The sequence below is a fragment of the Flavobacterium sp. B330r genome (assembly GCF_056824325.1).
On record NZ_CP124860.1, the window covers coordinates 3,930,185 to 3,944,130 of the forward strand.

At 35.3% G+C, this 13,946-nt stretch carries 12 protein-coding genes and 1 pseudogene; 5 read left to right on the top strand and 8 right to left on the bottom strand.

Annotated elements, in window-relative coordinates; all coding sequences use genetic code 11:
- Positions 1 to 8 precede the first annotated feature (8 nt).
- From QLQ95_RS17480 to ppsA, 5 genes are all read right to left on the bottom strand, one after another.
- The gene (locus tag QLQ95_RS17480; RefSeq protein WP_482500812.1) at positions 9 to 1,364 is read right to left on the bottom strand and encodes an MBL fold metallo-hydrolase; all 1,356 of its coding nucleotides are present in this window, start codon (positions 1,362 to 1,364) and stop codon (positions 9 to 11) included.
- Position 1,365: 1 nt separating this feature from the next.
- The gene (locus tag QLQ95_RS17485; protein WP_482500814.1) at positions 1,366 to 2,196 is read right to left on the bottom strand and encodes a restriction endonuclease; all 831 of its coding nucleotides are present in this window, start codon (positions 2,194 to 2,196) and stop codon (positions 1,366 to 1,368) included.
- A 157-nt stretch (positions 2,197 to 2,353) separates the two neighbouring features.
- Positions 2,354 to 3,403, bottom strand: coding sequence for a response regulator (locus QLQ95_RS17490; RefSeq protein WP_482500816.1), 1,050 nt, complete (start codon positions 3,401 to 3,403; stop codon positions 2,354 to 2,356).
- Positions 3,396 to 4,586, bottom strand: a complete 1,191-nt coding sequence (locus tag QLQ95_RS17495) for a PAS domain-containing sensor histidine kinase (RefSeq protein WP_482500818.1) — start codon at positions 4,584 to 4,586, stop codon at positions 3,396 to 3,398. The genes QLQ95_RS17490 and QLQ95_RS17495 overlap by 8 nt, the downstream gene beginning before the upstream one ends.
- Before the next feature lie 115 nt (positions 4,587 to 4,701).
- A complete protein-coding gene (gene ppsA / locus QLQ95_RS17500; RefSeq protein WP_286969002.1) occupies positions 4,702 to 7,107 on the bottom strand; it encodes a phosphoenolpyruvate synthase in 2,406 nt (801 codons plus the stop codon).
- A gap of 252 nt (positions 7,108 to 7,359) precedes the next feature.
- Between ppsA and dinD the strand changes: the two genes are divergently transcribed.
- Complete coding sequence (gene dinD, locus QLQ95_RS17505; RefSeq protein ID WP_482500820.1) at positions 7,360 to 8,229, top strand: DNA damage-inducible protein D; 870 nt, start codon at positions 7,360 to 7,362, stop codon at positions 8,227 to 8,229.
- Between the two features lie 37 nt (positions 8,230 to 8,266).
- Complete coding sequence (locus tag QLQ95_RS17510; RefSeq protein WP_286969005.1) at positions 8,267 to 8,707, top strand: hypothetical protein; 441 nt, start codon at positions 8,267 to 8,269, stop codon at positions 8,705 to 8,707.
- Positions 8,708 to 8,774: 67 nt separating this feature from the next.
- On the opposite strand, the gene QLQ95_RS17515 is transcribed toward QLQ95_RS17510, so the two are convergent.
- Complete coding sequence (locus QLQ95_RS17515) at positions 8,775 to 10,208, bottom strand: DUF1254 domain-containing protein (protein WP_482500822.1); 1,434 nt, start codon at positions 10,206 to 10,208, stop codon at positions 8,775 to 8,777.
- Positions 10,209 to 10,712: 504 nt separating this feature from the next.
- Positions 10,713 to 11,177, bottom strand: a complete 465-nt coding sequence (locus tag QLQ95_RS17520) for an IS3 family transposase (RefSeq protein ID WP_482504065.1) — start codon at positions 11,175 to 11,177, stop codon at positions 10,713 to 10,715.
- A gap of 19 nt (positions 11,178 to 11,196) precedes the next feature.
- Here QLQ95_RS17520 and QLQ95_RS17525 point away from each other — a divergent pair.
- From QLQ95_RS17525 to QLQ95_RS17535, 3 genes and pseudogenes are all read left to right on the top strand, one after another.
- Positions 11,197 to 11,601: pseudogene (locus QLQ95_RS17525) on the top strand (IS6 family transposase); the annotation flags it as partial.
- 522 nt (positions 11,602 to 12,123) lie between these two features.
- Complete coding sequence (locus QLQ95_RS17530; RefSeq protein WP_073411023.1) at positions 12,124 to 12,720, top strand: class I SAM-dependent methyltransferase; 597 nt, start codon at positions 12,124 to 12,126, stop codon at positions 12,718 to 12,720.
- 116 nt (positions 12,721 to 12,836) lie between these two features.
- Entirely contained in the window at positions 12,837 to 13,415 is a 579-nt protein-coding gene (locus QLQ95_RS17535; RefSeq protein WP_073411025.1) for a PhnA domain-containing protein, read from the top strand.
- A gap of 205 nt (positions 13,416 to 13,620) precedes the next feature.
- On the opposite strand, the gene QLQ95_RS17540 is transcribed toward QLQ95_RS17535, so the two are convergent.
- On the bottom strand, positions 13,621 to 13,821 hold the full coding sequence (locus tag QLQ95_RS17540; RefSeq protein WP_073411026.1) for a hypothetical protein: 201 nt from the start codon (positions 13,819 to 13,821) through the stop codon (positions 13,621 to 13,623).
- Positions 13,822 to 13,946 lie beyond the last annotated feature (125 nt).

Sequence of the window (13,946 nt, forward strand, 5' to 3'; positions counted from 1 at the left end):
AAAATCTTCTAGATTTCTATTTCGCTTCCTATGATCGGAACACTACACTTAAAACCATATCTATCCTGAATTTTAATTCGAAGTTCATCTGCCGGAAGATTTTCTCCATGTACTAAGTAAATGCATTTGGGAACATTTTTAAGAGCTGAAAGCCAGTTTACAAGATCTTCCTGATCTCCGTGAGCAGAGAGTCCTTCAATCTGAACTATTTTAGCTTCTACGTTGTAGTAGTTTCCGTATATTTTAATTTCATCGGCACCTTCAAGAAGTCTTCTTCCACGAGTGCCCTCTGCCTGATAGCCTACCATTACAACAGTAGTTTTCTCCAGGTCTATATAATGCTCGAAATAGGATAATACTCGACCTCCTGTGGCCATTCCGCTAGCAGCAATGATTACCTTGGGCTGAGGATCTTCAATGATTCGCATAGTCTGTTCGTATTCAGAAACTATTTTAAACATTTTGCACATTTCATGACAGTCATTAGCAGAGAGTTTGTGCCATTGCATATTCTGTAAAAAAATATCCAGGACACTGGCGCCCATCGGAGTATCGAGAATGTAGGGAACATCTGGAATTCTGCCTTCAATTTTAAGTTGCCATATTAAGTACATTATAGATTGTGCTCTTTCTACAGCAAATCCTGGAATAATAACAGTTCCTTTTTGTTCTATAGTGGTATTGATATAGTTTTCAAGCTCTTTTTTTGCATCCAGATCCGGATGAATACGGTTACCATAAGTACTTTCTAAAAAAAGATAATCACCTAGTATGGGTTTTGTTGGCGGAAACATCAAGACATCATCATCACGTCCTATGTCACCTGAAAAAACCAAAGTTTTGCCTTCAAGTATTAGTGTAATAGTGCAGGCACCAATAATATGTCCTGCACCAGTATAAGTAGCAGTAATATCAGAAGAAATGTCTGTTGAAGTATCTGGTTGTAAGATTTTAAAATAGGGAAGAACAGCTTCAGCTTGCTCTAAAGTATAGAGTGGTTCTGCCTTTTCATGTTTAGAATAATGTTCTTTGTTGGCTTTGTTGGCTTCTTCTTCCTGAATTTTAGCGCTGTCTAAAAGAACAAGTTTGGCCACATCTCTAGTAGGAGAGGTGCAATATATTTTACCTGTGAATCCCTGTGCAACCAATCTTGGAAGCCATCCGCAATGATCCAGGTGACCGTGTGTTAGTAGCACATAATCTATTGTTGAGGGCAAAACTGGCAAAGGCTCCCAGTTAAGTTGTCTGAGCGCCTTAAGCCCTTGAAAAAGCCCACAATCAATCAATATTCTTATACCATTACTTTCTATGAGTGTCTTTGAGCCTGTTACGGTTCCGGCGCCTCCAATAAATTTTATTTTCATCTTAAATAAGTTTACAAATTTGTGAAGCTTCTTTTAATACATTTCTGATCCGGTTTTCACTAATTCCTATTTTATGAAGACTTTTCGAATCATTAATAAGATCTTTTACAAGTATTTGATCGAGAATAAGCAATTTTTCTTTTTCGACCATTGACAGCGTTGTGAGACATGTAATCGGGTAAAGTCCTCCTTTATCTATTTTATTTTTAATGCTGTTATTTTTAGGATAATCCCAGCTTAAAAGAGTTATTCCACTGCAAATGGCAAAAGTTTCAGCATCTTTAGTAAATCGGTTGTTTGTTACTATTATACAGGAATCTATGTTTTCGCTTCCGCTAAAAATAGTATGCTGTTTAGCTTTGAGATCATTAAATCGGGACAGAATATACATTGGTACTTTTACATCTGAAGCTCCTTCTCTGCTGCTATGAAATTTACATTCAACCATCGACAGCTTGTTTTCTTTTTTCAGTGCCACATCTACTTCATGCGATACACATTTTCCCTGCAGGGTTAGATTTGTTCTTGTTTTGTAACCTTCGGCGGCATAAAGTCTGGATATAAATTTTTCAAAGAAAAAACCTGCCGGACCAAGCATTTGCAATGCGTAGCGCAGGTTATATCGCGCGGCATGTCCGTTTGACGCTTTTTTTAAGATCGCAAATGCCAGTTTATATATTTGCTTGGTAGTTATGCCTTCATACATTTGATTTTTTATCTGTACAAGGCATTCTCTTATAAGATCAGCATCAGCTCCAGATTTTTGAAGAGAAAGTTTTAATTTTTCGATGTCGAACGGGACAACATGACCTGAGTGTTTAATTACTTTCATTATTCAACTTTTTTTACTAAAGTTTTAGACTAGTTCGAAAAAACAGATCAGATAGATTTTGTTTTATGAAATAGTGCAACCAAAATTACAGTAGATTATGTTGCGGACAGATGATGAAAATCATTTGCGAATATGATCTTCATCATAAATTGATTTTTTAGTTTTTTATCCTGCTTAGTTTATCTAAATTAAGGATATGTATAGTACTTGAGGTTTTTTCTATTAATCCTTCTTCCTTAAAATCGCTTAAAGTACGGCTGACAGTTTCAGGTGATGTTCCAGAAAAAGCGGCCAGATCATCTCTGGAGAATTTAATACTATTGCCATCAGAGCTGTGCTCCTTTGCTAGGTGTACAATACCTTGGGCAATTCTTTTGCGTACTGACATATAAGCAATCTGCAGCAGTCGTTCTTCTTTTTCTCGCATATCATTGGCGAGAATTTTGATGAATTTAGCACCAACATCAGGATACAGAAAAAGAAGTTTATCAAGCTGTTCTGTTGGCAAAAAGCTTAAAACTGTTTCTTCCAGTGCAATAGTGGTATCGTTATAAGTATCATTTGAAAACAGTATACTGATATCCAGATAATCATTTTCTTTATAAACGCCAGTAATAAGTTCACGTCCTTCCTGAGTAAGTTTTACCGTCTTAACTTTTCCGCTTATGATATAATAGATTCCTAGTACATGATCGCCTTCGTAATGAATATATTGATTTTTTTTATAATGTCGGGTGCTGCGATCAAGCATGATTTCTTTTAGTTTTACGAGTCCGTCTTCTTTAGAAATAACTGCGTTGAGGTTTTCGGCACTCTGTCCATAAAAAAGTTGTTGCAGTTCTTTTTTCTTCAATCTGGCTTCTATTGCCTTAAGGAGCTCAATATCATCAAATGGCTTGGTAAGATAATCATCAACTCCCAGCTCCATTCCTTTACGAATATCGGCTCTTTCCGCTTTGGCAGTCAAAAATATAATAGATGTTGCTTGTGTTTCAGGATGTTTATGAAGAATATGTAAAACGCCATATCCATCAAGTTCAGGCATCATAATATCACATAGTATTAGATCAGGCAATATTTTAAGTGCTGTTTCCACTCCTGTTTTTCCATTAGCTGCTGCAAAAACCTCATAACCGGAGAGTTCAAGTATTTCAACAACATTTTCTCTGATATTGTCATTATCTTCAATGATAAGTATTTTAGTCATAACGTGGCAATTCAATAGTAAATAAAGTTCCTTTATCAATGGCGCTTTTAAATGAAATGGTTCCATTCATTAGTGATACATAGCGTGAAACAATATGAAGTCCCAGACCCGTCCCTGGAATATTTCCTGTATTATGCGCTCTAAAGAAAGCTTCAAACAAATGTTTATGATCTTCCTCAGGAATGCCAATGCCATTATCTTTAACATTGATGGTTATCATAGTATCCGTGATTGAAGTCGATAGTTCGATTTCGGTTTCCTCTCCTGAATATTTTATAGCATTGGATACAAGATTGATGATGCAATTTTTGAGTAAGTTTTTGTCCAGCTTTACCAAAATAATTTCAGTATTGGGTATGCTAATTATCTTTTGTCTCTTTTTTGTAAGGAGCTTCAATTCTCCTATAATTTCTTTGATAAAATCCTGTAGATTAAAAGTTGATATTTCGAGAGTAATTTTATTCGATTCTGCTTTTTCAAGAAGTAAAAAATCATTCAAAATTGTAGTCAGGTTTACAATGGCGCTTTTGATCTTCCGTATATGGGTTTCAATTTTTGGATTAGCTATATTTTCTACATAACGCTGCAGTAGGGCAGTGGAAAGCTGAATGGTGCTTAAAGGTGTTCTAAATTCATGGGAGGCCATCGATAAGAGGCGGCTTTTAATTTTATTAAGTTCTTTCTCTTTTTCGAGGGTGTTGCTCACCTCTTCTTGTGTGGCGGTTAAGGCTTCAATAGTTTCGTTTAACGTCTGCGTACGGTCTTTTACTAGTTCTTCTAAATGCTGAGTGTATTGCATTAAACGGTTTTCCGCTTCTTTTTGGTGGCTCATATCATGAATGAAACCTGCAAAAATTCTTTCTCCCTCAAATTTAACTTCACTTACTCCAAGCCTAAAAGGAAATATGTTTCCGTCTTTTTTCCTCCCAAGCACATCCCTGTCATGTCCAATAATATGCGGAATTCCAGAAGATTTATAGTTTTGTATATAAGAATCGTGTTTTTCTCTATCTGGAGAAGGCATTAAAAGTGAAATGTTTTTGCCAATAACTTCATCAGGATTATACAGAAAAAGACGGCATGCAGAAGGATTAATAGATTCAACAATTCCTCTTTCGTTAATTGTGATTATGCCATCGATTGCATTTTCAATAATTGCATTTAAAAGTGCCTGGTTTTTCATTTTGCAATCGATTTTTTTTAAACAAATTTCGGTAAATGTTTTTGATAATCAATGTTTTGTCTTGTTGTTTTTATCTACTGGTTTCATTCTTTAATTTATGATTCAAAAAGTTCTCTTAATGTATAGAAGCACCTCTTTTGAATTTTAGAGAAAGTGTTGATGTATTGATATTTTTAATACCATTTATTAGAGCATCAGCATTAAAAGAAATACTATCGATTCCTGCCGTAACTAAAAATTTTGTAAAATCTGCTGAATCACTAGGCGCCTGTCCGCAAAGGCCAATTTTCTTACCCATTTTCACAGCGGTATTTATCATTTGGAGTATGAATTGTTTTGAAGCTGGATTTTGTTCATCAAAAAGATCTGCAATTAATTCAGAATCTCTGTCGATGCCTAAAGTAAGCTGTGTTAGATCATTGGAACCGATAGAAAAACCATCAAAAATTTCAGCAAACTCTTGAGCCAGTAATATGTTTGATGGAAGCTCTGCCATAACATATATTTCAAGACCATTATTACGCTGTTTTAAACCGTATTCTTCCATTAGAGCGATCACTTTTTTTCCTTCTTCGGGCGTACGACAAAATGGAATCATGAGTTTTACATTGGTAAGTCCCATTTCATCCCGAACTATTTTCATCGCTTCACATTCAAGCCTGAATCCTTCGCGATATTTTTCATGATAGTAACGGGAAGCGCCACGAAAACCAAGCATTGGATTTTCTTCGTGAGGCTCAAAAAAAGAGCCTCCGAGAAGCTCGGAATATTCATTGCTTTTAAAATCACTCATTCTGACGATGACTTCTTTGGGATAAAAGGCTGCCGCTATTGTGGCTACACCTTGTGAGAGTTTTTCGATGAGGTAATTTGGCTTACTACTATAGTTTTGTGTGAGTGCTGCTATCGCTAAACTTTGATCAGCATCAAGTACTTTTTCCGGATGAATGAGCGCCATGGGATGTATCTTCACGTTGTGGCTTATAATAAATTCAAGTCTGAGTAAGCCTACGCCATCATTTGGATAAAATGATAAATCAAATGCTTTCTCGGGTTCAGAAACTATCAGCTGGACTTTTGGTTTTTGAGGGAGCTTTATTTTGTTGAGTGGCACAGTTGTTTGCAGGTATTTTAATTTGCCTTTATAGACATAACCGGTTTTTCCTTCTGCACAGCTCAGGGTAATAAGATCCCCATCTTTAATAATTTCAGTGGCATTACCGATTCCCACAATGGCTGGTGTTCCCATTTCTCTGGCTACTATAGAGGCATGACTTGTTCGTCCGCCTTTATTGGTAATGATTCCAGCCACTTTTTTTAGGATAGGATCCCAATCCGGACTGGTAAAATTAGTAACCAGAATTTCTTCACTTTGGAGTTTTGAAGCGTCTTTTGGCGATACAAGAATTCTTGCAGTACCACAAATTATACGGTTTCCAACAGCCTCGCCCTGAACAAGTGCTACTCCTTTTTTTTCTAATTTATAAGTAGTAATTGATAGTGGTTTTAAGAGGGAATGTACCGTTTCCGGTCTGGCCTGAATAATATAAAGCTCTCCATTTAAGCCATCCTTCGCCCATTCAAAATCCATTGGTTTATTATAATGTTCTTCTATAATAAGGGCCCATCTGGCGAGTTTTTCAATTTCGGAGTCGTCAAGGACAAATTTGTTGCACCATTTTCGGGGCGTAATTTTTAGAACAGTTGAATTAGTACCGGAAGAATTATCATTGTAAATGAGCATCTTATTTTTTGCTCCGAGATTTTTCTGCAAAATAGCCTTTTTATTGTTTTTAATGGATCTTTTAAATACTAGAAATTCATCAGGAGTTACGATACCTTGTACGATTGTTTCACCTAGACCCCAGGTCCCTGCAATATGAATCACATCAAGGAATCCCGATTCGGGTTCCAGTGTAAATCCGATACCGGAACAAGCTAAATCAGAGCGGACCATTTGCTGAATACCAACAGAAAGAAATATTTTGTCGTGATCAAAACCTTTGTCAAATCTGTATTTAATGGCTCTGTCTGTATAGAGTGACGCAAAACAGCATTTTACGGCATAAATCAGCGGCATTGTACCTTTAATATTTAGAAATGAATCGTGTTGTCCAGCAAAGCTTGCATTGACAAGATCTTCTGCAGTGGCACTACTTCTAACGGCAACTGCCAGATCTTTGTCTTCACATAAACAGGAGTAGGCGTCTGAAATTTCGGTTTGAAGATCTAAGGGAAATTTTGCATCAAGTAGCAGCTTTCTCGCTTTCTCACCAATTTCAGTTAAGTTGATAAAGTCTTTCTTATCCAAAAGTTGCATTAATTCGTTTAGAGCAAAACTTAAATGATTGTATTCTATAAAATCTTTGTAGGCAGTTGTTGTTATGGCAAAACCATTGGAAACTCTAATACCATGAGGACTAAGATTATTGTACATCTCTCCCAGAGAAGCATTTTTGCCACCTACTTTATTAATATCGTTAATTCCGATCTCACTAAACTTTAAAATATATTTTTCCATTTTCATTTCTTTTTAATCTCTCTTTTTATGGCTTTTAATTTTATTTTAAAGATAGTTGGACACGTAAAAATTAAAAATGATTGTGATCATCTTTTGATATTTATAGCTTTTTTATAAGGTGATACAAATCATTTTTCTGCTTAAAATATTAAATGATATTTGCTGTCTTAGAGTCTAGCTAAGATGTATTGAGGATAATTTTAATTTAAAATAAGTTTAGAAAATAATCTCAGATTTTAAATAAAAAGTACAATGAAAGCAAATAAATCACAAAGCAAAAGCATATCGATATTTGAGAAACTCAAAAAAACAGATAAGGCTGGCAATGAGTATTGGAGTGCCAAGGATCTTGCAAAATTGCTAGGGTATTCCAGGTATAGTTCATTTATTGAAGTGCTGGATAAGGCAAAGGCTTCCTGTATTAATACAGGTCAGGAGACAGCATTACATTTTAAAGATTTTAGTGCAATAAAATCAGTTGAGAGTGATTTACAAAGGAATGGGGGTGATGCAAAATTATCACGATATGGCTGTTATCTTATAATTCAAAATGCAGATCCTGCTTTAAAACCGGTAGCGCTTGGACAAGCCTATTTTGCAACACAAGCTCGTCTGCAGGAATTGAACCAACAGCAAAAAAGTAAAAATTTTAAAATAGTAAAAGAGCGAAGATATTTTCTTCGTAAAGAACTAGCTAAGAGAAATCTTCAGCTAGCAGGAGCCGCACGAAAAGCTGGTATTGTTACCCCTGCAGATTATGCCTTTTTTCAAAACCATGGATATAGAGGACTTTATGGAGGTCTGGATGTAAAAGCCATACGCGAGATTAGAGGTCTTAATCCTGATGAAAACATTCTCGACCATATGGACAATACAGAATTGGCAATGAATTTATTTCGTGTTACTCAAACCACAGAAAAGCTCAAAAACGACAAAGTCAATGATATTGTTGAAGCCAATAGTATTCATTTTGCTGTTGGATTAAAAACTCGTAAAGTAATTGAAGAAACAATTTTGATTTTACCAGAAAATTTTCCTGTTGCTAGTACTATCAAATTGGCAAACAACAAAGACAAAGAATTGAAAACCAGAAAAAGCAGTAAGAATAAAACTGTTTTGTAATTGAAAATATCACAAGAGAAATTAAATAAGAAATTATATGAAAACAAAGTTTTACATACTGGCTGGTATTGCTATACTGTTATATTGCTGCCAGCAAAAAGATTGGACGAGTTCAAATGAAAATGGCTTAGAGACAGATTTAGATGAGGTCTCTGGTATTAATGATAATCTTCTGAGAAAGTGGTTTGCATTGAACAAAGAATCAGACAGTATCATTAAATCGTCACAACAGATTATTGATCAGCAGAGAGAGCAAGTAGAATTGCACCCTCAAGACGAGCGGGAATACATGAATACGTGCATAGAAGACGCTCAGAAGCAACTTAACCTATTAAAGGAAAAAGTAAAATTTACTAAACAATTTGCAGGGGATATTAAGCACTATGATCCATCTTTACAACAGACTATTGACTCATTAGAGGAAGATTATGTTCGAGAAAAATATAAACTGGAAGATGCATTAAAAGAGTTGAAATAATGTGAATTATCAAAAATATTTTAAATTAGAAATTAATAGAAGGGAACTTCCTCGTCTTAACAAATTATTATATTTCTTCAATTTCTCCGGGTTTCCAAGTCTTATCAAACCATGACTGCTGCGGACCGTAAAGACGCAGGATAATGCTCCATCCTTTATCTGGTATTGTTTGTACCCAGTTATTTTCTTTTCCTGCAGGTGATTTAGGTCCAAAGTACAAATCTACAGAACCGTCAGCATTCACCTGAGTTTCTTTTTTCTGACTGCTGATACTCGGAAACAGCTGATCGGTCTGAAGCATAGATCGAGTCTGATTGTCATACAAAACTACTGACCAAAACTGTTTTGCCGGAATATTGGGAGGTAAATGCAGGTGATAAGTCTTACCGCCGTCAAAGGGTTTCTTTTGGGCATCGACAAATGCGGCAGCATATGCTGAACCGGCACCCACTTTTTGGATAGCCATAGCAGGGGTGATGCCTGTGGCATAGAAAAACATATAAGAGCGAGCATCGAGCATACGGACACCTTCATGTTCAAAAAGATAACTGCCTCCTATAAAACAGGTACCCCAGGCACTGTTTGGGAAAAAGAAAGAATCTGTCAGGCGCGAACGGTAAGCACTGGCTCTTGCCGTGGCATTACCTACCGAAGCCGCTTCAGTGAGTATTTTTTTCATTCTTTCATCAGGGTTAAAAGGTTTTCCTTTTTCAATACCGATCGAAGCCAGCAGTCCCAAGGTTTCGGAATCCATGGCGTCGTTTGACTCTTCCTGAACTACTTCGTTAATTTCTTTGAAGAAATTATAATCCATAGAGTGGATGGTGCTGAAAGATTTTCCCGATACATTGACAAAATTCGTTTTGGACGGATTGACAGCTTTTGAAAGTGGATATATGCGCAAGTTTTTCTTAATGTTCTCTGCAGTTGATTTTGTATCACCATTGACTACAAATCCTCTGGTTCCAAATAAAAGATTATAGGTCTTGGGTTTAAATACAAAATAACCTGTTGGAATTTTACCTTTGTAACCTGGCGGTACAAAAATAAATTTCCCGCCTTTTCCCTTATCTGGTCCCGCAAGTCCAAGATCTGTTACATAATGAAACCAAAAATCATCCACTAGTCCAAGGGTATTGGGAGGAGATTCTACCACAACAGGTCCGTCTTTTAAGTTTAGCCAGCCAAGGGCGTACATGCTCTCTGTATTTGCTGTTAAAAAAAGCGATCTTGAATCCATTAAGTTTTCAAAAATAATAACGGTACCATTATCAGGTCCAAATTCACGAATACCTTTACGTTGTGCTACCTGCGAGGCTCCGGGCATGGTATTCATAAAAGCGATAAGAGCCCTGCTAAAATCGAGGTTATCATAGACTTTTTCAACGGTTTTATCATCAGGAAAACCATCTTTAAAGTTCAATGTTCCAATACGAGATTCTATCTTGCTAGGAATCACTAGTGATGCAGGTACATCTGTTTTGTATTTCTGGGCAAACAAAGGAGAAATTGTCAGAAAAAAAAAATAAGGATTTGATTAAGGTTCGTTTGATTATCATGACATAAAAACTTAAATTAATACCATACAATTGTAGTTACTGTATATCTTCAAATTTGATAAGGATAAAATTATAAAATTGCAAAATTTTAATATTTGAAAAACATTCTAAAGTGGTTTCAAATTATAAGATGAAACCAAAAAAGATTTCAATACTTGGAATTTACATTCTATACAATTATAAGAGTTACTAATTGTATTGTAAATTGAAATGCAAAATTATAATGATTGAAAAGTAATATATAAATTATCCCTGCTAAGTATCCGGTCAATTTGTTGAAATATTTGAACTCTAAAAGTTTCGAACCTAAACTCTCCAGACATTAGTGTTAGTAATGTTTCGAACTTGAGCCTTCAAATTGTTTTAATACAGTATTATCAGTTCTTGTTAAATCTAAATGCATCGATTGTGCACCCAGTTTAACTCTAGCATACTAAGAAAAGCTATTATTTAATTGCCTGCTGATTCTGAAACTCTTCGATGGTTAAGTTTCCGAGTGCAGAATGTCTTCTGCAGGTGTTGTAAAAGTTCTCGATATAATCGGTTATTGATTTTTCTGCTTTCTCTTTAGTCTTATATTTATTTTGGTATACCAGCTCTACCTTTAATGTCTTGAAGAAGCTTTCTGCTATCGCGTTATCATAGCAGTTTCCTTTTCGGCTCATGCTTTGGGTTATTTTATTTGTGGCTAATAAAGCAATAAACTCACGGCAGGCATATTGCTTTCCTTGGTCTGAGTGAAAGAGTAGTTCCTGATTGTTCTGCAATGGACGATTTAAAAGAGCTTTCGTTAAAGAGGTGATGCTTGTATCTTTTGCTCTCATTGTTTCGCTGATTGACCAGCCGATCACTTTACGGTCAAAAAGGTCTATCACCACAGTGAGATAGATCCAGCCTTCATCTGTTTCGATGTAGGTTAAAGTAGGTACAAGTTGGAGATTGGATGAAACCTATATCAAAGTAAAAGGTATTTGGTGTTATTTATATAGAGCAGTAGATAAACTAGGCAATACAGTAGACTTTCTTTTGACCAGAAGAAGACAAAGAATGAGCGCTCAGTCTTTTCTAATTAAAGCAATTAGTAATAACTGCATACCAAGAGTAATAAACATTGATAAAAGCGGTTCTAATACCGCAGCGATCAAAGTCTATAACAAGCGTTCGTTCTCAAAGATTAAAATTCGGCAGTGTAAATATCTCAACAATATTGTAGAACAGGACCATCGATTTATAAAATGGAGGATACAAAACGGGTTAGGCTTTAAAAGCTTTGAATCAGCAAGACGAACATTGAGTGGAATTGAAGTTGTGCATATGCTGAGAAAGAATCAGATGATTGGACATGGGACAACTATGTTTAAATCATTCTCTAAATTAGCAGACTAACTTTTAAATTACTTAAATTCTTATATTTGATTCCGACAGATGCGACAGAACCAATCAAGATGCATATGTGGAGAATGCGTGCAATATAAATATAAGGTGAAGGGTGTGTGGGAATGTCAGTGGGCTTAATAAAGGATAAAGATTTTTATAAGCGAAAACAGAAAAAAAAGCAAAAAAGATCTTAAAGATTCAGGGCAGGAAAAAAGTAATGGCTACTATAGGATCCTACTTCATTTTGATTGAGAAGATGCTTTGCGTTTTGGCGCCATAATTTAGGCAGCTCTTATGTCGTTCCTGATTTATAATTGAAATCAGAATCCTTTGAACGGAATTCTTGATTTAAATCAAATTTTAGAAAGATATTAATCAGTTAAATATATTGGGACTCTCTATATTTTTACCACCTGTTAAATTATTCCATTTAGCAAGGAAAATTAAGCCAACTGCAGCAAATGCAAAAGTATTTATAAAATGATTTTTGAACATCTCAAGCAAAATAAATCTATTGATGATAACGAGTTTAACCAAGTGTACCCTATTAGGATAAAGAAGCTCGCCTCCCGCCATTGGACCCCCGTAAAAATAGCCAGAAAAGCAGCTGGTTTTTTGGTGGACAAACCCAATAAAAGAGTATTGGATATAGGCTCGGGGGCTGGAAAATTCTGCCTTGTGGGGGCCGCTTTAACAGATGGAATTTTTTATGGGGTGGAACAAAGGGAATCGCTTATAAAATTATCGCGAAAAATTGCCAAAAAATATAAGATTGATAATGTAGAATTCGTACACTCAAATATTATGGAGATATCTTTTTTGGATTATGACGCTTTCTATTTTTTCAATTCATTTCAGGAAAATATAGATCTGACGGCCCGTATTGACAAATCAATTGATCCAAGTGAGGAACTATATAATCTATATACAGCTTATCTTAAAGACCAGCTGGAGAAAACTCCCATTGGCACAAAACTGGTTACCTACTGGAGCAATTGCAGAGAGGTTCCAAAAAGTTTCAGCTTAGAATCCATTTCGCACAGCGGGGTATTAAGCTTCTGGAGAAAAACGGCTTAAATTGGAGCATGAAATCTATAAGCCTACTGAATAAAATTAATTAAAATATGGACGGTGAAGAATATATGAATTTAGAATATGTTCTGAGAAGTCTTTAAACTTTATTTATAAATAAAATGAAATTAGAAGAATTACTAAAAAAGAGAAGTGGAAATGTATGTGAATTAAGCGGCAGCAGTGAAAATCTAATAGCTTATGAAGTCCCGCCTGCTCAAAATAAAGGAGCCGACAGCTGGATTTTAATCAATGAAAAATGCTTTAATCAAATTGAAAAGAAAGAGGAGTTGGATGATGTTTTCTGGAAAAATTTTCTATTTACATCTATGTGGAGTGAAGTACCGGCCGTACAGGTGGTTTCATGGCGTCTGCTTAACCGTTTTCGTAATGAAAGCTGGGCTGCTGATGCGCTGGATATGATGTATTTAGAGGATGAAAATCTGGAATGGGCAAAAGCAACCGGAGACCATACTGGTGACGGATCTATTAATTTCCATAAAGACAGCAATGGTAATATCCTGCAAAACGGCGATACGGTAACTCTTATCAAAGATTTGGATGTAAAAGGCTCATCTTTAAATGCAAAAGTTGGTACAGCGGTGCGAAATATTCGTTTAGTTCATGACAATCATGAGCAAATTGAAGGAAAAATAGACGGGCAGGTAATAGTAATTCTAACTAAATTTGTGAAGAAATAATATTATTATATGTTTATAGGTTTGCTATAACATAAATGATTATAAACCCTTGTATATTAAAATTGTTCTGCATCAGCACTTTTTCATAAGATGATATTAGAATTAATATATAGAAATGGAAAAGGTTTAAGATTTGATTAAAGAATTCATCCCTGTATTAATTAGGAATATTTATTATATAGGGATGAATTTATTTTGGAAGTTTTTATTTTTTTTCGTCTGCAATAATCAATGTTGAAGGAATATCAGATAACCATGAACTTTTTGTATTAACCAAATGTCTCCAGCCTTCTGCGTCTATCAGCATAAGGCTTTGCTGAACCAAAAAATCTTTCTCAATTGTTTGTTTCTTCTTAAATGTAAATTGATTGGGAGTACTCTGTTCAATCGAATGTATTTTTTCCATGGCTGGTAATCTGCCATTATTTGTCCTTCCACATCTAAAACTATTATTACTGCACTGCTGTTATAAATAAACTTCTGAATATAAATTACAATCTGATTCCAGTCTTTGGTATCAAATAATGGAAT